Below are 19,971 nucleotides of genomic sequence, written 5' to 3'. Positions count from 1 at the left end.
ATACTTTCCTCACGGAAGGAACTAAGATAAGAAGAGTAAACCATCATAACACACGAAAAAGGAGTGCACATCATGTCACAAGCAAACCATAACATATTGATCGCTGATGCGAAAACCCATACGGCGATCACGGAAGAACAAGCGCAATTTTTCCGGGAAAACGGATTCCTCATTATCAGGAACCTTCTGGAAAACAAGGAGTTGCAAGTGCTGCAGGATGAAATGCAAACTTTACTCGATCGCGGAATGAGCGGCGTCGAAGGCGACAATGACTACCAATACGGCAAAGGAACGAAGAGCGGCGGCAAAGTGCTTAAACGAATCGAATACGTCGTCGACAAAAGCGTTCCGACTAGAGCTTTGCTTGCCCACCCATTCGTCTTGAATTCCGTCGAGAAGCTTCAAGGCAATAACTTTATCCCGACTTGGGACTCCATGGTCATCAAGATGCCGAACGAAGGCATTATCGTCCCATGGCATCGCGATGCCGAACGCCCGGTTGGTTGTGCCGATGATCGCCCGATCTTTAACGTAGACTTCTACTTGGATTCCGCGGATATTAAATCCTGTCTATGGGTCATTCCGGGTAGCAACCTTTGGACGATCGAAGCTTCCAAGGAACGTTGTAGCCGCGAAGGCTTCGAGACTTCCGATGCCATTCCGGTACCGTTGGAAGCGGGAGATGCGATTCTCCATGACATTACTGTCGTCCATGGATCTCCGAGCGGCGATGGCAACGCGCTTCGCAGAACGATATACTTCGAATTCCGTCCTGGAGAAATCGAACTGGAATTCGGTCCACATAACCGGGAATATTTATCCCTTAAACAACAAGTACTGCTCGAATGCATCGAGACTCGGAAAGCGGCATCTTATATCGGGAATGAGAAACCTTACGAATATAAACCCTCCGGAGAGTTGTCGATTTCCGGTACGATCAAACCGAATACCTTCCGTTACCCGCATGAAGAATACTGGATCGGTCAATAATGGAAGCCCTAGCTACAAGGAAAGAACTCCGTCTAGACATCCAACAATCTTGGTGGTCGATGAACGGGCTTGGCTCAACGCTTAGAGAATGGACGATCGAAGAGAAATTCGAGAAGATCGCGGAAGCCGGGTTTACGGGAATCCAAGCGGGATTGCCGGCCGATGCGGATAAAGAGAAATGGCGCAAATTGCTAGACGAGTATTCCTTCAGCTTCGGAACGGGCGGTTTTCCTAGCTGTGGCGAAGGGTTCGAAGCTTATGCCAAAGAAGCGGTCGAATTCGGCGCAAGTTATATCAACTCGCAGGTCATGGATAGTTTTGTTGTCGGAGAAGCGGCGGTATCGTTACTCCGACAACTTAACGATATTGCTAAGGAAGTTGGAATTCCGCACTATGTAGAAACTCATCGGGGGCGTATTACGCAAGATCTTTTGCGCACTTCGAGTTACGTAGATTCGCTTCCGGAACTAAGACTAACGATTGATTTCTCCCATTATATTGTCGCAGGCGAGATGGACGGATTTGCGACGGACATGGAATTGAAAGCGGAAGAGCACCTGGACAAACTTCTTCGCCGCGCATCCAGCATTCATGGACGGATCTCGAACGGCCAACAAATCCAGATCATTAGCAATGATCATTCGGAAGATCCGAATACGTTGCGATTCTTGCGATGGTGGGCAACGGGAATGCGGTACTGGATGGGGTCGGCATTAAATGGGGAATCCTTCCCATTCGTGTGCGAAATCGGACCCGCGCCATATGAGATACCCTTGAACCTTGTTACCCCATCTGACGATCCGAACTATCGCTGGCAGCAATCGCTTCGAATGAAGAAGCTTGCAGAGCAGGCGTGGTCACTTAGTTGGTGCAAATGAGGGAGGATTTTTATACTTTCACATCCGAATGTCCTAACATGTACCTCCGACGAATATTTCATATCCTTCAGCATTTAAGCAAGAGCCAGTCTAAGCTTATGAAGCTCGTCCCGCTAATAAAGTCAAAGCGAACTTGTGCGCAGTAACTCCTTCGCCCTTTCGGTTCTTCGTTTTGTCAGATACTGCGATGGAGTAATGTCTTTGAGCTTTCAGAATAAACTGCTAGTGTACGAGAGAACGAATCCAAACTGTCTGGGCAACGTTTCATTGGACATGTAAGAAGCCGAGCCCCGTTCAGGGCTCGGCTTCTGCTTTCGCTTATCACTACTTCGATAATTAATTCGAGCCAGCTTCTTGTTGCTTAAGCCGGGCAAGCCGCTGTATGTTGGCAATCGTACCGCCGTCGACGCGGATGTCCGTGCCGGTAATGTACGAGCTCGCGTCGCTGCATAAGAAGGCGACCGTCGAAGCGATACATACGGCGACGGAACCCGGCTGCGCAAGCGACAAGAACGCTTACAGCGGCAAAATAGATGATGAACAGCTGAACCAAATAACGTCGATCGAATCCTATCGACGATGCCGCAAGTTCACGATTATTCGTGACTAGTCGGACGACGCATCATCTACCGCTTCCCCACCCTCGTCTTTTATCCTCAAGAAATAAGCAAGCTGCTCGTTCATATATTCCGGACTGCGGGCAAAACCGTCCTCGCTCCATTGAACGAGCAAGCCCATAATCGCATTGGCCTGATAAGCGATCAACAATGGCATATCCCCATCGCCCCATTGATCAACCATCGAGTTATCCTGCATCAAGCTTTTTATTTTCACAAACAACGAATAGTAATAAGACAGCGGCGATTTTTTATCGAACACGATCTCGTAGAACGGCTGGTATTTCTTCACATGGTGAAAAATGCGAATCGTCGACGGGTCGAGATGGCTTGAAATTAATCGGGAAACATGCCGGTAAGGCTCGATATACGAGTCCTCCAAATCTTGAAGCAAATGATGAAGATGCTCGTCGAACAAATTCCCGATGTCCTTATAGTGTAAGTAAAAGGTACCTCGATTTATACCGGCCTCGCGGCATAGGGTGGACACGGAGATCGACTCGAGCGTTCTTGTTTTTAATAAAGCCAGGAGAGCTTGATGCAATGCTTGTTTCGTCTTGACGACTCTTAAATCATTTTCATTCATGTCTACGCTTCCTCGCTTGATTACAACGGCTTGTATATTATGAAGTGTATTATATTACGTTATCCCCGAAAATGTAAGAAGGCTGCGAGCAGCGATGCTGCTTACAGCCTTCCGAGTCGAACAAGTCGTGTCCACTTCAATCAGAATCCTGCCGTCCAACCGCCGTCCGCGGCGAGAACCGCGCCGTTCACGAAGCTCGATTCATCCGATGCAAGGAACAGAGCCACTTGCGCGATTTCTTCCGCTTGACCGACGCGGGGAATGACGCCTTGCGTTACTTTCGTGCGCGAGGCGCCGAATTCGCTCACGTTGGTCATCGTCGAAGCGATATTGGTCATCGTCGCTCCCGGAGCGATCGCGTTGCAGCGAATGCCTTGTTGAGCGTACATGAATCCCGTATTTTTCGTGATGCCGATTACCGCGTGTTTGGATGCCGTATAAGCAACGCCCGCATGCGCGCCGCTGAACCCGCCCGTCGAGGCCGTATTCACGATGACGCCTTTTCCTTTCTCCAAGAAGATCGGAATCGCTTTGCGAATCGCGCGCATGACGCCTTTCGTATTCACGTCGAAAATAAGATCCCATTTCTCGTCGTTCACGTCGCCAACGGCTGCCATATTATCCATAATACCCGCATTGTTAACTAGAATATCGAGCGTTCCGTATTCCGTAACCGCCAAGTCGATCATTGCGTTAATATCGTTCAGGTCGGCAACGTTGGTTTTTACCGCGATTGCCGTGCCTCCGTTCGTTCTAATCCCGGCTGCAACTGTTTCCGCGCCATCGATATTCAAATCCGAGACGACGACTTTAGCTCCCTCTTTCGCATAGAGCTCCGCGATTGCTTTGCCCATGCCCGATGCAGCTCCGGTAACGACCGCTACTTTACCATCCAAACGCATGATGAATCCTCCTCGCAAATTTTAGTTAATCAACAGTTGTTCAATAAAATTATAATGAAGTTGGTTAGGCTTTGTCAACTTTGCGCGCGAACTGAATCATTTAGAAAAAGCACCACGAGAAATCATTGAAATCATCCAATGGTTTCCTCGGAGGTGCTTCTTGTAACATAAGCTCTGTCTTCTTCAAACGCCATACGGTCAGCTAATCTACTATTCTATAGCAGAGCCGTTATCCGGAATTTTTATACTGTTCATTTTCACTTTACTCTTCAGTGTCTTATATTCATAACTTACAAGATAGACTTTATCTTTCTCAATAAGAGAACGCAATCTTATCCATCAATGATAAAGACTGCCCGAAGGCAGCCTCAATCTCTTACTATGGAATGAATTAAGGAGCTGTCCCCCATACGATCGTGCCGCTTTGCAGCAGCGTGATTTTATTCCAGTCGGCGAAAGCCGTCTTCGTGCCGTCGAAAGAATAATCGTTCGATTCGTTAAAATTCGACCAATCGGACTTGGAGATGCGGATCTGGATATCTCCGCTCTGTCCGCCAGCCGCGATCGAGCCGGCGCCGGAGCTGAACGACAGCTCAAGGTACGTATCCGTGTTCGTTCCCGTCGCGCTAGCGAAAGCTCCGCTTATGTTAGAAGCTCCAACTTGCGCATAGTCCACATAATAGTTTAATGAAGCGGTCGTGGTATCTTTAGTGAAATAGTAGCGAAGCTTGACTCCGCTCAGACTGACGGCGCTTGTGCCCGTATTCTTAATGTTAAGCGTCGCGTTAATCATGTTGTCGTTCGGGTTGACGTTATTCACCTTGTATTGCCCGACGAGCGTACTCGTCCCGCCTCCTCCGCCACTCGGCGTCGCGCTGACTTGCGCCGAATTGCCGCTCGTTCCCGCGCTATTCGTCGCGCTGACCACATAATAGTAAGTCGTGCCATTCGTTAAGCCTGTATTCGTATAGCTCGTCGTAGTGACGCCCGTTGCCACGTTCGTGAAAGGTCCTCCGCTTGTCGTCGAGCGCTTCACCGTGTAGCTCGTCGCTCCGCTCGATGCCGCCCAACTGAGCGCGACTTGCGCGTTGCCTGCCGTAGCCATAAGTCCCGCAGGCGCAGCCGGAACAGGAGTTCCAGTTCCGCCGAGATACTGCTTCAGCCATGTCATCGCAGGACGTTCAGCACCGGAGCTAGTCACCAAATGTGTATTTTCTCTCCACGTTTGGCCTTGGATATAACCCCACAGCGTGATGCCTTTCACGTTCGGATTCTCCCATAGAACCGGGAATTTCTCGGAGTATCTCGCCAATTGCGTTGCATCATCGCCTGTAATATCAAGCTCCGACACGTAGATCGGAAGCCCTGTCGCGGAAAGCGTGTTAAGGACGCTGTTCATCGTGCTTACCGACACCGTATCCATGTTAAAATGGTGGCACTGAATACCAATGCCGTCGACCAAACCTCTACTCTTCAATAAATTAATGATCGCGACATATTGGCTTGCGGCATTAGGATCGCTAATGATCCCGTATTCGTTAATCAGTAATTTGGAATTCGGAAAAGCGAGTCTGGCTTGCTCGAACGACCAAATGACCCAATCCCACCCCGTAGTCCCGTCGCCGCCGATCGCGTTCCGGAAGGAAGGCTTGGCGTGCAGCGGTTCGTTAACGACATCTACGAATTCCGAGTCTCCGTACTTTTGAGCGGACGCTTGAATCCACTGGATGACTTCCGCTTTTTGGTCGGCCGCCGATAGACCTCCGATCCAACCCGGCTCTTGGCTTCCCCATACCAAGGTATGGAATTTAAACGGGAATCCGTTACTCTTCGCGTAATTGTAAGAGATGTCCGCTTGAGTCCAGCTCATCGTGTTGCGAGTTCCTTCGACGGAACCCCATTTGGTAGAGTTCTCGGGAGTCACTTGGTTCCAGTAGGTTCCGAAGTTGGAAGGAACGCTGCTGCTAATGACGTTTCCCAGAAACTTAGGGCCGGTTGCGAGCCCCGCGCTTGCTTTCTGCGATGATCCGAACAAGAACAAGGATAAGACCATAGCGAACACGACAAGCACATTTATTGACTTTGACTTTACCGATAACATAAATTCGCCTCCCTTAATCAGTTGGAATTCTCCGAAACATTATGCCTCGTTTATGAACACGCTCCTATCCGCTAGTTACGCACCCCCTCTAATTCCTCTTTACTGAATAAATAGCGCTTTCATTCAATATTATAAAAGTTGCATTCGATATGATATACACGGAAAAGTATAGATTTTTCTCAATTAAATATAGATTTGTATAAAAATCCTAATAAATCAGCTTAATCATCGCCGCTGAAAAAGTCATTTTTATGAAAAAAACACAATTCCCCCGAGTTACAGGGAGATTGTGCCTTCTCTCTACTCCAGTTATCGGAGCATTATTTTCTTAGTCGACCAGGAAGCCGCATGAAATGTTTATTACATTCCCCGTAATTGCTCCCGCCTTGTCCGAAGACATGAAAACGGCAGTCTCCGCGACTTGCTCAAGGGTTGGAAGTCGCTTCAACAACGTCCCACCTGCAGCGCCGGCGAGCATCTCGTCAAGGGTGATACCCGAACTCTTCGCATTCGTTTGGAATATTTCCCTGCTGCTGGAGGCCGAATTCGTCGACTCCGGAATGGCATGAGAACGAAGGGTGACCACGCGGATATTATCTTGAGCCAATTCTCCGGCCAAATTACGGGCGATCGCTTCCACTCCGGCACAAGCAACGCTGTGACCTATAAATCCCGGTCCAGGCATGCGCGAGGCGGGAGTCGTCAAGGTTAGAATCACTCCCGATTGTTGCCGTTTCATATGCCTGGCTGCTGCCTTAGAGGTGATGAAAGTAGACTTGGTATAGACGGATACCGGAAGTTCGAATTGTTCCAAGGTCATGTCCAAGAATCCTTTGTCCTGCACATGGACAATCCCGATTGCATTCAGAACGATGTCGACGGTGCCCATTCTTCTAACGATATCATCCACATGAGCCAGCGTCGCGTCCTCGTCGAGGGCATCCACCCTATTGATTTCCGCACGGCCACCGGCCGCTTTGATTTCCTCCGCGACTATCTGGAGCTTGGCCAATGTGCGCCCTGCCAGAAATACGTTTGCTCCTTCGGCGGCGAACGCTCGGGCAATCGCTCCTCCAACGGCTCCCCCGCCGCCGTAAATGATAGCATTCTTATTGTTAAGCAACATGTTATATCCTCCTTTTTTTGTCATTATAGCATCGACATTTCGGGAAGAGGTTCAATGTATTTGATTCGAGACTTCAATGATTCCAATACGAAATCGTAGAATATCCGGCATGCCGAATTTGGCTTTAAATCGGGCGAATAGCATAACATGCCGCACGTTAAATCGATATCCTTGTGGTTTACTTGACGATAAACCGTCCCTTCCGGCATTGGACATAGGGCTATCAACGGAACAAGCGCGACGCCAAGCCCTATCTGCGCATAATATTTGAGGGCGCTTATGCTCCCGATTTCCATCGTATCCAGCGAATCTGTCCCGGTATCGTGCAGGATTGTTCCAAGCTTCATCCTGTAGGGGCAGTTTTCGCCGGTAATTAACAATCTATGCTTCTGAAGATCGGCTATCGTTATTACTTCCAAGGCTGCTAGTGGATGTTCTGTAGCCATTAGCGCAACGAACGGTTCCTCGAAGATCGGCTCGAAATGAATGTCCGTACCAGGCAGCGGCGGTGTACCGATCGCAAAGTCCAAGTCGCCTTTCCGAATGCGCTCGCATAACACCGTAGTGGGGGCAATTTCAATGGAAATACGAATATTCGGGTAATTCGCAAGAAATGATTTGACGATCATAGGTAGACGAAAGCTCGCGGTAGGCTCTACGACGCCAATTCTAACTGAGCCTGATTCGCCCGAATGGACTGCAATCAGACTCGTCTGTAGCGCTTCGATATCCTGCAATATTTTCAAGCTCTTCTCATAAAATAAATTTCCGGCATCGGTTAAACGAACCGTTCTTCTGCTCCTATCGAAGAGCGGCAGACCCAAAGTCGACTCTAGTTTCTGAATTTGCATCGTTACCGACGATTGAGAATAGTTTAATTGCTCCGCCGCGCGGAGGAAGCTTCCTGACCGTACGACATGATGAAACGTATTGATCGCCCTGATATCCACGAAGCTTCACCTTTTCTCTTCTTTTTCTCCATCATACACGATTAATAGTAGTTTCTGACATCATCATTTCTGCTGAACTTATAGGCGGCCACTAGAGCAAACAAGTAGGAATAATGATCATGTTCTACAAATCCCACATTCAATCATGCATAATCTGATGACTTGCAGACATCCAAACTGGTATCATCCCTATTTTTATGCAAACGAAAAGAAGCTGGGACTAATATCCTCAGCTTCAAACATATCAATCATTAGTTTATCTATTCGCAACCAATTTCTTAAGTAACTTTATGTCGGTAGTATGGGAGTCTACAGTAACAGCAAGTTCGTTAAACGTTGAATCATGTTCGGTATTCTTTCCAACTTGTTCGAAGGTTGCATCAAGCTTGCTCTCGATACGATCAAGCTTCAAATCTAACGCATCCATTCTTGATGAAACTTCATTTCTAAGAGTTTTAATTTCTCCGATTACTTGCTTCAATAGCTCATCGCTCATATGTTCAACTCCCTTCAAATATTATAGCATAAGCTCTGTTATTTTCGGCAAATTGCGCCTTTCTAAAGGGAATTTATTAACAGAATAATTTCTCACGAATTACAAAAATGTAAGTTATTCGTAAGAAGAATTAATAGGTGATATAAGTCTGGAAGAGTAAGATGGAGCGGCTTCTTTGTTTGCCGGGGAGTAAGCTAGCAATTCGTTGTAACTCTCCTGTACAACCAGGAAAACTGACCAAGATGAGGTCGGTTTTCTGGGTAAAGCTGAGCCTGTATCTGCTCAACTATGACTATTTCTTCGACTTTTCCTCAATCATTTTTACGACTTCTTGGATTTGCAGCTTCAACGAAATGGCATCATTTCCCCAGAACAGGTCGGGATCCAGTTTAAATACTCGGTCTTTCTTTACGGCATCTAACGATTTCCAGACGCCTTCGTTCTCGCCCCACACTTCGGAAATTTTCTCGCCCTGATCTAGAAAAATATAGTCGCCCGCATAGTCGCTTATGACCTCGTAAGAAATTTTCCTGTGCGTTTCTTTTCCTATCATTTCCTGTTTCTGCTTCTCTGGCGGCGTCAACTTTAAATGAGTGTGTATGGCCTCGCCCCCGCGGTATTCGCCATCTGCGTAAATATAAAATCCGCTGTCGACGACGAACACGCCCATTAGCGCAAAGGTGTCCTCAGGCTTGATGATTTCGGCAAGCTGCGCCCGAGATGCCTCCACCGTCTGGTCGAAATCGGCCAGCCACTGCACCGCAATATCTTTTTTTGCCAAGCACATCGGCTAAATAACGAAGTTAATCATGGACACCGTCAAAATGATCGGAAGGGATCACAATCGTTGGCGCAATTTTTTCATACTGCTCGATAACTTCCGAAATGTGATATTCCAAAATTAATTAGAAAAACGGAGCAGCGAACCCGCATAACTCCGTTATTGTTTTTCCATATTTAATTGAAAAGCCATAAAGAGCTCTACTTCGTATACTTCAAGTTTTCTTTGAAATCCAGATTATCGCGAATGTTAACCCGGATGACGATCTCGTGCCGCATCTTCGGATACCAGATCTGCTTCCAATCTTTCAACTGCTGACTGGACATTCGGGGTCGGAAGTTCTGGCCGCAGCCGAGAATGTCCGCCTTCAAACCGCGAAGCTTGACCGAGATGGCGGTTGCTCGGGCTTGGAGCAAGCTTTCGAGATCCTTGGCAACTTCCTCGTTCGACTTTTCTTTGTGATTCTCGGTAATGACGACATCCATTTGGATGCTACTCTTCAGAATCGGACCGGAAGACGGCCACCTCGCTTTATTGCGAATGTTCACTTTCTTGATCAGAACGCTCGCGTCCTTGGTCAACTCAATCGTTCCTCCGCTGTACTTTTCCTGAAAAATATTGTTTATAAGCGTTTCCTCCCGGCTTAGAACTCCGACCATTCGGTCTTGGCTAATAACCGCGGAACCTTTGAATTCGAACAGAGTCCTCCTGCCCGCTTCCAGGATGGGAACGGCAAAGTCTTCCGTATAGGAGTGGGCGCTGCGGAACGCTTCCCATAACCTATTGATGGTAACGTTTGGCGTCCAACCGGCTTCTTCGCTGAAGTAATCGTATGAAGAAACCTCGGGAGTCGGTTGGATCTGATGAAAGAGCGTCTTCTCGAAATCGCCCGATACGATGGCCACCATGCTCTTTATGGAGATATCATTGGCCCGCATCGCGAAGTCGACGATATCTTCCAAGCTCTTCTGGGCCAAATCTTGGCTGATCAAGAATAGCCTTACGTGTAGCAGGTCAATCTCCTTCTCCGACTTCGTTCGGATCAGGTCGACAGCTTTGCTGATCGACTTAGATTCCCCTTCTAGAAATTGCGTTCCTCCTTTGACATTGGGAACCTGGAAGATGATCTTGTATTTGCCTTCTTGCCCGGCACTAATTCCCATGACAACCGGTAAAAACCGCTTATTAATATCTTTGATGTCCCAACAGCCGCTAAGAGCGATAATTATCATAAGCAAGAGAGGCAACCGAAATAAGGCGATTTTCAAGCAGGACGCCCCCTTCGGCGCAAACTTGTCAGAAAAATCACTAACGGGACGATCACGATGCTGTACAAACAAAAAACCACGTTCACCGTATCTAAGCGATTCAGGGATGTTACGTTTCGAATCATCAAATTAAAGCAGAAAGCCACTATTCCGATGAAGACCAAGATCCATTTGGGTGGGAACGGCACAATCAGTTTACGTACAATAAGCATGATCATCCATACGGTAACTGTGGCTTCCAGAAAGCTGACCGCGCTGGAGGCGACGATATAGAACGTGGGCAACCAGTCGAATACGACCCACTCCACGTCGATCGTATCCGAAGCGATAACGGGAGGATGCTCCAATATCGATAGGCATTCCTGTCCGAACACGAAAAGTGGAACGTAGACGACGGCAAGATAAAAGAAGGTGACAAGGATCAAGATCGGCCACAGGCTCCTCATCGTTATCGGTTTATCCAGGGTCAGCATACCAAGGAATAGAAATCCGCTATTGGCATACATACTCACGTAGAAAGAAGGTTTAGTAACGAAAGCAGCAGTGGAATCCCATATCGGAAACGCGTTAAAGTAATCGAAGTTCCGAAAGCTGATGATTAAGGAGAAGAAGACGAACGGAACGAACAAGAAACAGACGGCAACGCTCAATCGTATGATCGCGGACATTCCCTTGCTCGCCGCGTAGAGGGGCATAGCCACATATATGAGTGTCGTTGCCCATAAGGGCGTTTTGGGAAGCAGAATAATGTTGATCTCGATGATTTGGTAACGTACTAGAGAGATCAAGCGACAAGCGAGATAGATAATAACGGGCAGAAGCAACAGTAGCGCCCCCCATTTCCCGAGCGCGCTTGCTAGAACATCTACCATCTGTCTCCCCTTGGACACGGCCATTCCTTTCATATACATCCACACCAAGAAGAATTCCAGCAGACACCCAAGAAGAATGGGTTCCCAATGCCCCTTCGACGTCGACTCGATGATACGGACTGAATAGATAGACATACCCGCCGCCAGATGAACCTGCATGAATAGAATGAAGACCATCCGCTTAGTCATAAGAGGCTTGTCCTTTCAAATTGAGACTCAAATATGGAACGGCGATAGTGTTGAGTCCCGCCAAATAAACGCAGAACCAGAGTATAGAGATTTCCAAGCCAAAGACGCCGAACAACGTGCTAAGTAGCAAAGCTCCGTATTTGAAAAGTCGGATTCCGACCGTATTCAAAAAGCCGGCCACGGTAAAATTCGCGATCGTCGAAGTCGCCAGAATAATAATAAGCAGATTGCTGACCAATTGAGCTTGAACAATCGCTTGTCCGAGAATAATGCCCCCGATCATTGTGATCGTTGGGCCGATGCTCTTCGGAAGCCGGATCGTCGCTTCGATTACCATCTCAATCAGAATCAGCATAAGTACCACTTCCACAATGGACGGATAGGGGACGCCTTCCCTGCTCTTGGCAACGGAGAGAGCCAACTGGATGCGAAGAAGTTCGGGGTTAACCGCGTTCAGTATAATGTAGAAACTAGGCGTGACGATGGAGAAGAGAATGCCGGCGATGCGGAGCGCCCGATAGAACATCCGGAACAAGCTCGGATTGTTCAGATCGGATTTGAGCGCCCATAAATCTCGGATAATAGCGGGAAATGCCAACGCATGGGGGAATTGATCGATGAAGACGATCACCTTTCCAGCATGCATATTTTGAACCGATTCCTCGGGAAGTTCCGTCGTTAAATACGTGGGAACAAGCGATATCTTAGGCTGCTCAAGCGTCTTCAGTAAATCCGAGACGTTATGGATATCGTTGCGCAGGTTCTTGGAAAGCTTCGATTTCATGAATTTGACGACATTCGGATTGGCTTCCCCGCCTACGTAGACCAGAACGATCTCTCTGAGTCGGCTGGTCCCAGTCACGAAGGATTCGACTATCAAGTCCGCTCTTCCCATCCTCTTACGAATAAGGCCAATATTCGTATTTACGTCTTCCGTGAAGGAGTCGAACGACGATTGGAGCGGCTGCTCCGTCTGAGCCGGCACGATCTGCCGATTGATATCCAATCCTACCGGCAAGATTACGATAGGAGCTTCGTCGTCCGTCCGGCGGACGATCACCTTCCCCGCTAACAAGGAGTTGAGCAACATTTCATGCGATGGAGGGACTGACGTCGACGTTTCAATCAATCGTTCAATGGTCGAGAGCGTCTCCGGCAGGTTTACGAGTGATGACAAGTAATATAGGGTCGTCATTTGTCCCCGCAACGGAAATGTTGCTGCCTTAAAGTCGGCCATGGCTCCCATCCGATCGAGAAGTCCCTGCTCCCAATCCGTCCTTATCGAATGCTTCATCCTAACCACCCCTTTTCCATAATTTGCACAACGCTACATGCAATTATGCGTACATAAAAAAACCACGACTCTGAATTCCGAGCCATGGCGATTTGTGTGTTTTCAACCAATCAGAAACAAAAAACTATTCTAGCAAAAGCCAAACGGTACAAGTAACTCCCCAATCTTTCACCATCAAAGATTCGTGGCTGAACGTTAAGTTTCACACGAAAATGATTTGTCAATCTCGTGATCATCATCGACATCATCATATTATTTTCATTTCCATTTTTATGATTGTTAAACGATAATAAGGTTATTATCGTTTCAACATAAACACTATATAACTCTAACTTAGTCGATCGGAGCGGAATCTCTTAAATGGACATGGATTTTAAGCGGCTTATTGATCTTTACGGCCAGCCTGGGGCCAGAGATGAATTTCAAAATGTGTGCTACACAATGCTACAAAGGAAGTTTAATGAAAATGTACATAAGATGAGAGAGAATCCCGGAGACGAAGGGATTGACATATACGTTGGGGATTTTTCTCAACCAATCGATGTTTATCAATGTAAGTTTCTACTTAATGATTTAAAATATCAACAGATAAATAATTCATTTGAAAAAGCAATTACGAATACAAACTATAAAATAAAATCTTGGACACTAATGATTCCTAAGGATATGGACATAAAAGAGAGAACGAAATGGACAAGCTGGAAGAAAGAACGTGAAACAAAATATAACATCAAAATTAACCTATTCGATCAGAGTCTCATTATTGATAATCTTAAAAAGCATAATATTTATGACGAAGTATTCAAAATCACTGAGCGCATATTATTACAGCAAATTCATCAAAAAATAGAATCTGCAATGCCTGCCCACAAAAAACATATCTCATTCATTCTTCAAAAAACGTCAAACTATTTATCGCTTAGGATTACTGTTTTTAAAGATCTTTATTTCAACTCGTACGATGTAAAGAGTTTCTTCAGACAAAATCAAATTAGTTCATTTCACGAAATGTTTCAGAACGCAGACACCAAATCTAAATTCTTGTTTGATGAAATTGATAATCTCATCAAGAAAATAGAAGAAGATGATTACCAACTTGCTTATATGTGCAGACAGTTCATTTATATGGAGAAAATCTATATCGATCAAATTGAAGATGATCTGCATTATTCCGATGAATACTTATTAAATCTAAAATCTTATGTTTTTCAAGTCTCTTTGCAGAAAATCATTTGGAGCTTAGAACAAGAGGCGCATTCAATTCGTCAATATCTATCCGATACAGAAACCCCAAACAGTGAAGTTAATGCAATTTCTGAGTTTGATTGGCGGGACACAATTATTACATATAAAGATCGTTCTGATATTCTGAAGTTACTAGCTATTCATGTTATTTCACTAAATCATAAGTTCTCCAATGAGAGTTTTGAAATCTTTTATAACAAAGCTGATAAATTGGCTTTAAATTTCGGTTTATTCTTGGATAGTTCGATTATTCGGAGCTCAAAAACTCCATATCCAACGAGTATTTCAGAATTGATCCAATATGTAAAATATAATCACACAAAAATAAATGAAGTAGGTGAATTTGTCTTTCATACGCATTCTTGCAATGTTATTTGCCTTGAAGAATTGGATACAAAGGCAATTGATAAACTACACAAACTTAAGAATGCTGGCAACATCAAGTATCATTACTTTATAAATGAAAATCGAGTGGATAAGTTCAAAGCTAAATTACCCTCAGATAAAGAAGAATTCGTAAAAATAATGACTCTGAATGATTATTCTAACTTAATACAAACCCACCAGGAGCAAATAGAAACGCTGCTTAAATATCCTTCAGAACAATTAAGCGATAAATTGCTCAGCGGAGTCATGTATGATGGGAGTTTGTTTACCAGTAATGATAATGGTTTTGTTATTAGAAAAAATAAAAGTCTACAATGAGCATAACATGTAAACATATTGATCATTCGATTGCGAAATTGAAGTTGGACATGTCACCGCTATATCCACTCGGTCTTGGCGTTTTCACATGTACCAGCAGGTGCCGCCGCCTACATGCTTCTGATGTAGGGATATTTTCCATTCAGGAGGAGAAAATCTACTGCAATCGCAACGCAATAAATGCCCGTTCGTATTATGAAGTCAGCCAGTTTTTAAGGGAATGTCCTACAAGGACATTCCCCCTAATTCGAGAATTACAGAGTCGGAACATTCACATCATCCACATTGATGTGTCCGAATCCTCCCGTCGAGTTGTCGACGATCTTGATATAACTTGCAGTTCCGATATAAGCAGCCGCATTCCATGTTACGCGACTATACGCTTCGTTGTTGCTGCCGGTCGCCTTCATTAACTCAACGCCGTCTGAAGCGCGAACCAGAGCAACGTACAAATTGTTGATATCATTCCCGCCGCCAATGAGGAAATCGATTGCTCCGTTTCCGCCAAGCGTAAAGGTTTCAGACTTGAGGACTCCGACCTGGCTGTCTCCTCCGTCCTTAAATCCCCATAGATGGTAAGAACCATTTTGATTAAAGGGACCTCCCCACCCCCAATTCACATCCGTAGTGACGTCCGCAGCGCTGAATGCATTACCGCTGACGACTGTCCATCCGGTCAGGTTCCCGCTCTCAAAATCGTGGTTGGTAATCCCCACGGACGAGGATACGTTCGTCGTTATCGCCACACTGTTGCTAAAAGCGGATAGGTTCCCTGCCGCATCCGTTGCTTTAACCGTGTACGTATAGGCTGTGCTTGCCGATAATCCCGTGTCTGTATAACTCGTTGCTGTGCTGTTGCCTACTTGCGTCCCATCCCGGAAGATGGAATACCCAGTAACGCCTACATTGTCTGTAGAGGCGCTCCAACTCAGCGTGACCGAATTAGAAGACTTGGCCGGCGACTGCAGATTGGCCGGTGCGGTCGGCGCAGAGGTGTCCGGGTTGGTAGTCCCTGTCGACACATTCACATCATCCACATTGATGTGTCCGAAGCCTCCCGTCGAGTTGTCGACGATCTTGATATAACTTGCAGTTCCGATATAAGCAGCCGCATTCCATGTTACGCGACTATACGCTTCGTTGTTGCTGCCGGTCGCCTTCATTAACTCAACGCCGTCTGAAGCGCGAACCAGAGCAACGTACAAATTGTTGATATCATTCCCGCCGCCAATGAGGAAATCGATTGCTCCGTTTCCGCCAAGCGTAAAGGTTTCAGACTTGAGGACTCCGACCTGGCTGTCTCCTCCGTCCTTAAATCCCCATAGATGGTAAGAACCATTTTGATTAAAGGGACCTCCCCATCCCCAATTCACATCCGTAGTGACGTCCGCAGCGCTGAATGCATTCCCGCTAACGACTGTCCATCCAGTCAGATTCCCGCTCTCAAAATCATGGTTGGTAATCCCCACGGACGAGGATGCGTTCGTCGTTACCGCCACGCTGTTGCTGACGGCGGACAGGTTCCCGGCCGCATCCGTTGCTTTAACCGTATACGTATAGACTGTGCTTGCCGATAATCCCGTGTCTGTATAGCTCGTTGCTGTGCTGCTGCCTACTTGGGTCCCATCCCGGAAGATGGAATACCCAGTAACGCCTACATTATCGGTAGAGGCGCTCCAACTCAGCGTGACCGAATTAGAAGACTTGGTCGGCGACTGCAAATTGGCCGGTGCAGTCGGCGCAGAGGTGTCCGTGGCCCCTCCTTGAACGGGAACTAGGAAATCATCCACGTTAATATGTCCCCATGCATCTGTGCGTTCATCCATGACTTTAATATACATAATGGTTCCAATATAGGCTGTTGCATCCCAATATCTTCTGGTATAGCTCTCCGTCTCTCCTTTGGAGCTTTGCCAATTCCAATAGGTTCCAGGGCCGGTGGATCTGAACAATTCTTTTCCATCGGAAGCCCGGATGAAGGATACATACAATTTGTCAATATCGGAACCGCCGCCTACCAAGAAATTGATTTGTCCATTCCCGCCTAACGTGAAGTTTTGCGATTTGAGAACTCCTACTGCCGCTTCACCTTGTTTAGCACCCCAGAGATGATAGGTGCCTTTATGATTAAAAGGCTGCGAACCCGAGAATACCGACTCGCTGGTAACAGAACTATCTGAAAATGCAGTTCCGCTTTCCACAATCCAACCGCTTAGATTTCCGGATTCAAAACCGCCGTTTGTCAAATTTGTGGAGGTTGGAACAGAGACTACGGTAACCTGGGCTGTGTCCGTTTTCGCACCATCACGCGTTGTGGCTATTATCGTTGCAGTACCGATTGAATTTCCAGTAACTACGCCGTTCACGACCGTCGCTACATTGGGATTGCTCGAACTCCATATCAGGTTTTTATTCGATGCGTTTGATGGCGTAACTGCTCCGTATATCTCCTTTTTCCCGCCGACCGATAATTGAATGCTCTCAGGTGAGAGATTCAAACCGGTAGCAGGTACCTGCGTGTACGCGGAATTCATTCTCCAGACCTTTAATGACCTGACAACGATTGAACTTGCGTTCGCGTCTCCCCATAATTGCAAGCCTTTGGCATCGTTACGAGTGGAATAGGTTCGCGTTGTGATGGATTTTAATCCATTTAAGTAAGACTCCACCATGGATTTGTCCAGATAAATATGAAGTTTTACGTTTTCAGAGCCGATATCTACCGTTCCCTTCTGGATGCCTTTGTTGGTTCCGGCAACCGTCTTGGTCCGATCTACTCCATACTCATCCGTACTGTAATTGTAGTACAGCAGGGTTTCTTCCTCACTATTTGGAGATTTCCGGACTTTAATCCCTACTTGATCTGCCGATCCTCTGGCGATCTCCATCACAATTTCAAGTGTATCGCCTGATACAGCTGAAAGAACGGAGTTTGCAGCAGCAAAACTAGTATCACTCGTGATATTCACCAATTGTTGCCCTCGAAGGGACTGCAATTCATCAATCGGTTCAATTCCAAGTTTTCCGTCCGATCGAAGACTTATTTCAACCGGAAGTCCGGCATTATGAGCCCAGCCTGATTCGGATTCTTCCTGAGAGGAACGTTCACCTTGTGCAATCGTAAACATGATATTCCGTTCTGTTACCGGGTCGATAAATGCGCTTGGCCCCGTGAACTTGAAGTCGCCAAAATCCATTAATTGAGGAGTAGGCTGATCAGGTATAAACTTCGCAGTAATGCTGTTCCAAGTACCAATCCAGTAATACACTTCGACGTTTGCGCCCGATCCGACCGGACTAATTGCAAGAAGATGCTTCCCGTTTCCTAGTGGCAACAATACAGGGAGTTCCCATACCTGACCTAGATAAGGATAAATAGAGGGATTAGAGATATACAACGGACCGCGATAAGTCCAGTTCATTAAATTGGGGTCTGTTGTGGAATATACAGCTGCGGTTCCTCCTTGACTATCTGTTCCCGTACCCATTAGCATGAACCATGTCGATCCGTCTTTAAATACATAGGGGTCCCGGAACTCTCCAAGTTTACCTTGCCCAGGCTGCTGAGTTACGGCAAGTTTGGACTCTTTCACCCAGTTCATTAAGTCGTTATCACCGTCTTGCTGAACCGTGCTTCGAGCAAGTCCCATATTCTGATTACTATTAATGTACGGTTTAGAATCGTTGCCGGCAGTAAAAAAGAGAGTCGGATTCCCGGAGTCGTCCACAACAGCACTTCCTGACCAGACCCCATCCGGATCAACCTGGAAAAGTTCCGGAGATAGTGCCGGTGGAAGGTCTCGCCAATGCACCATATCGTCACTCACCCAGTGACCCCAGTGCATATTATGCCAATATGGCCCATGCTGATTATTCTGATAGAAAAGGTGATATTGGCCATTGTAATACAGCGGTGCATGCGGCTCATTCATCCAATGGCCTGGAGCGATGGCGTGATAGATGGGGCGGTATTTGTCCCCATCGTATACGCTCCGGTCGAAGGTTAGATTAGGAGTTGGAAGATTACCTCCTAGTTGTGTCAGATCACTCTGAAAAGAACTTTGCACTTCCGTGGCAGTGTAAGCTCCGCTACTGATTTTTAATTCATCGATAAGTCCGTTAAACATATTCAGAGGAAATACACCTAGTTGCGTACTCTGGTTGTTTTTGCCAATCAGCAGTTGATTGGTCGAAGGGGTAATCGTTGAATTAATTGGTATATTGCGCGATGCGACTTCCTTCCCGTTTAGATAGAGCTTCATTGTACCTAAAGCGCCGTCGAATGTAGCGACGAGATGCGACCATTCGTATTTGGGAAGCGGCTCGTATGCCCACACTTCATACCAATTTCCATTCGACCCGATTTGGAACGACCAGGTTCCGCCGCGAAACACGCCAAGCAGAAATCCTTGCTTGGCCGACTTATCATGCTGGTTTACGATTGCTGACAAAACTCCGTTATCGCCCCATTCATAAGCCCTAGGGGCGACCCAAGTCTCGATGGTCATTGCCGAAGAAGGCATAGCAATCGAATTATGCGTTACCCATGTGGAGTAGCCGTCAAACAATAAAGCACCATTGGAGATACCGTCTTCTCTCCATTCCGGATCACTAGATGGTTTATATACCGCGTTATTAAAGACATAGTGGATGGCGTCATTCGTATTTCCTACCCACTCCTTTGTTGTTTTCCCGCTCCCCTCATCAAACTTCCACTCTGCACTTGTAACAGCTGCCGCTTGGGTATAGGAATAAATCGGATAAGAAACAAATACTACTGCGATACAGAGGACGAGTCTTAACCATTTCGAACAAGTGGACATTTCATTTCCTCCTAAAATGGGTTTTTTCTAACCATAGCGTTTGAATGGAAACGTTTACATAAGCGATTACATAAAAATAACCTCCTTTCTCATAGACTACTAATACCGCCAATGTTTCTAATAAAGTTCCTGACCATCTATGATATCT

15 protein-coding genes are annotated in these 19,971 nt (G+C 46.5%); 3 read left to right on the top strand and 12 right to left on the bottom strand.

Annotation, left to right across the window (positions count from 1 at the left end; genetic code table 11):
* Nucleotides 1-72: 72 nt before the first annotated feature.
* Complete coding sequence (locus HH215_RS02015) at nucleotides 73-990, top strand: phytanoyl-CoA dioxygenase family protein (protein ID WP_169278378.1); 918 nt, start codon at nucleotides 73-75, stop codon at nucleotides 988-990.
* The gene (locus tag HH215_RS02010; RefSeq protein ID WP_169278377.1) at nucleotides 990-1,868 is read left to right on the top strand and encodes a sugar phosphate isomerase/epimerase family protein; all 879 of its coding nucleotides are present in this window, start codon (nucleotides 990-992) and stop codon (nucleotides 1,866-1,868) included. The genes HH215_RS02015 and HH215_RS02010 overlap by 1 nt, the downstream gene beginning before the upstream one ends.
* Before the next feature lie 336 nt (nucleotides 1,869-2,204).
* On the opposite strand, the gene HH215_RS02005 is transcribed toward HH215_RS02010, so the two are convergent.
* The 11 genes from HH215_RS02005 to HH215_RS01955 all read right to left on the bottom strand — a co-directional run bounded on the left by HH215_RS02005 (nucleotide 2,205) and on the right by HH215_RS01955 (nucleotide 13,050).
* Entirely contained in the window at nucleotides 2,205-2,378 is a 174-nt protein-coding gene (locus HH215_RS02005; protein WP_217362270.1) for an SDR family oxidoreductase, read from the bottom strand.
* Between the two features lie 96 nt (nucleotides 2,379-2,474).
* Nucleotides 2,475-3,071 carry a TetR/AcrR family transcriptional regulator gene (locus tag HH215_RS02000; RefSeq protein ID WP_169278376.1) on the bottom strand — a complete coding sequence of 199 codons (597 nt, stop codon included), beginning with the start codon at nucleotides 3,069-3,071 and terminating at the stop codon, nucleotides 2,475-2,477.
* Between the two features lie 140 nt (nucleotides 3,072-3,211).
* Nucleotides 3,212-3,973 (bottom strand): SDR family oxidoreductase, encoded by a 762-nt coding sequence (locus tag HH215_RS01995; protein ID WP_169278375.1) that lies wholly within the window; start codon nucleotides 3,971-3,973, stop codon nucleotides 3,212-3,214.
* A 391-nt stretch (nucleotides 3,974-4,364) separates the two neighbouring features.
* Nucleotides 4,365-6,074 (bottom strand): endo-1,4-beta-xylanase, encoded by a 1,710-nt coding sequence (locus HH215_RS36790; RefSeq protein WP_169278374.1) that lies wholly within the window; start codon nucleotides 6,072-6,074, stop codon nucleotides 4,365-4,367.
* 328 nt (nucleotides 6,075-6,402) lie between these two features.
* Nucleotides 6,403-7,200 carry an SDR family NAD(P)-dependent oxidoreductase gene (locus tag HH215_RS01985; protein ID WP_169278373.1) on the bottom strand — a complete coding sequence of 266 codons (798 nt, stop codon included), beginning with the start codon at nucleotides 7,198-7,200 and terminating at the stop codon, nucleotides 6,403-6,405.
* A 23-nt stretch (nucleotides 7,201-7,223) separates the two neighbouring features.
* A complete protein-coding gene (locus HH215_RS01980; protein ID WP_169278372.1) occupies nucleotides 7,224-8,150 on the bottom strand; it encodes a LysR family transcriptional regulator in 927 nt (308 codons plus the stop codon).
* 256 nt (nucleotides 8,151-8,406) lie between these two features.
* Nucleotides 8,407-8,646 carry a hypothetical protein gene (locus tag HH215_RS01975; RefSeq protein WP_169278371.1) on the bottom strand — a complete coding sequence of 80 codons (240 nt, stop codon included), beginning with the start codon at nucleotides 8,644-8,646 and terminating at the stop codon, nucleotides 8,407-8,409.
* A 292-nt stretch (nucleotides 8,647-8,938) separates the two neighbouring features.
* Nucleotides 8,939-9,427 carry an ABC transporter substrate-binding protein gene (locus tag HH215_RS01970; RefSeq protein WP_169278370.1) on the bottom strand — a complete coding sequence of 163 codons (489 nt, stop codon included), beginning with the start codon at nucleotides 9,425-9,427 and terminating at the stop codon, nucleotides 8,939-8,941.
* Between the two features lie 200 nt (nucleotides 9,428-9,627).
* Nucleotides 9,628-10,695, bottom strand: coding sequence for a Ger(x)C family spore germination protein (locus HH215_RS01965; RefSeq protein WP_169278369.1), 1,068 nt, complete (start codon nucleotides 10,693-10,695; stop codon nucleotides 9,628-9,630).
* Complete coding sequence (locus tag HH215_RS01960) at nucleotides 10,692-11,756, bottom strand: GerAB/ArcD/ProY family transporter (RefSeq protein ID WP_169278368.1); 1,065 nt, start codon at nucleotides 11,754-11,756, stop codon at nucleotides 10,692-10,694. The genes HH215_RS01965 and HH215_RS01960 overlap by 4 nt, the downstream gene beginning before the upstream one ends.
* Entirely contained in the window at nucleotides 11,749-13,050 is a 1,302-nt protein-coding gene (locus HH215_RS01955; RefSeq protein ID WP_169278367.1) for a spore germination protein, read from the bottom strand. The genes HH215_RS01960 and HH215_RS01955 overlap by 8 nt, the downstream gene beginning before the upstream one ends.
* Nucleotides 13,051-13,410: 360 nt before the next feature.
* On the opposite strand from HH215_RS01955, the gene HH215_RS01950 reads away from it, so the two are divergent.
* Complete coding sequence (locus tag HH215_RS01950) at nucleotides 13,411-15,000, top strand: hypothetical protein (protein ID WP_169278366.1); 1,590 nt, start codon at nucleotides 13,411-13,413, stop codon at nucleotides 14,998-15,000.
* A gap of 254 nt (nucleotides 15,001-15,254) precedes the next feature.
* Here the strand turns inward: HH215_RS01950 and HH215_RS01945 are convergent, their stop codons facing one another.
* A complete protein-coding gene (locus HH215_RS01945; RefSeq protein WP_254450342.1) occupies nucleotides 15,255-19,823 on the bottom strand; it encodes a GH32 C-terminal domain-containing protein in 4,569 nt (1,522 codons plus the stop codon).
* Between the last annotated feature and the right edge of the window lie 148 nt (nucleotides 19,824-19,971).

Source organism: Cohnella herbarum, assembly GCF_012849095.1.
GTDB lineage: Bacteria > Bacillota > Bacilli > Paenibacillales > Paenibacillaceae > Cohnella > Cohnella herbarum.
This window is presented reverse-complemented; position numbering and strand designations above follow the sequence as displayed.

Excerpts from the sequence above, each read along its gene's own strand:
- HH215_RS01950 (WP_169278366.1), top strand. The coding sequence starts at position 13,411 with ATGGACATGGATTTTAAGCGGCTTATTGATCTTTACGGCCAGCCTGGG.
- HH215_RS02000 (WP_169278376.1), bottom strand. The coding sequence starts at position 3,071 with ATGAATGAAAATGATTTAAGAGTCGTCAAGACGAAACAAGCATTGCAT.
- HH215_RS02010 (WP_169278377.1), top strand. The coding sequence starts at position 990 with ATGGAAGCCCTAGCTACAAGGAAAGAACTCCGTCTAGACATCCAACAA.
- HH215_RS01985 (WP_169278373.1), bottom strand. The coding sequence starts at position 7,200 with ATGTTGCTTAACAATAAGAATGCTATCATTTACGGCGGCGGGGGAGCC.
- HH215_RS01945 (WP_254450342.1), bottom strand. The coding sequence starts at position 19,823 with ATGTCCACTTGTTCGAAATGGTTAAGACTCGTCCTCTGTATCGCAGTA.
- HH215_RS02015 (WP_169278378.1), top strand. The coding sequence starts at position 73 with ATGTCACAAGCAAACCATAACATATTGATCGCTGATGCGAAAACCCAT.
- HH215_RS01995 (WP_169278375.1), bottom strand. The coding sequence starts at position 3,973 with ATGCGTTTGGATGGTAAAGTAGCGGTCGTTACCGGAGCTGCATCGGGC.
- HH215_RS01975 (WP_169278371.1), bottom strand. The coding sequence starts at position 8,646 with ATGAGCGATGAGCTATTGAAGCAAGTAATCGGAGAAATTAAAACTCTT.
- HH215_RS01960 (WP_169278368.1), bottom strand. The coding sequence starts at position 11,756 with ATGACTAAGCGGATGGTCTTCATTCTATTCATGCAGGTTCATCTGGCG.
- HH215_RS01955 (WP_169278367.1), bottom strand. The coding sequence starts at position 13,050 with ATGAAGCATTCGATAAGGACGGATTGGGAGCAGGGACTTCTCGATCGG.
- HH215_RS36790 (WP_169278374.1), bottom strand. The coding sequence starts at position 6,074 with ATGTTATCGGTAAAGTCAAAGTCAATAAATGTGCTTGTCGTGTTCGCT.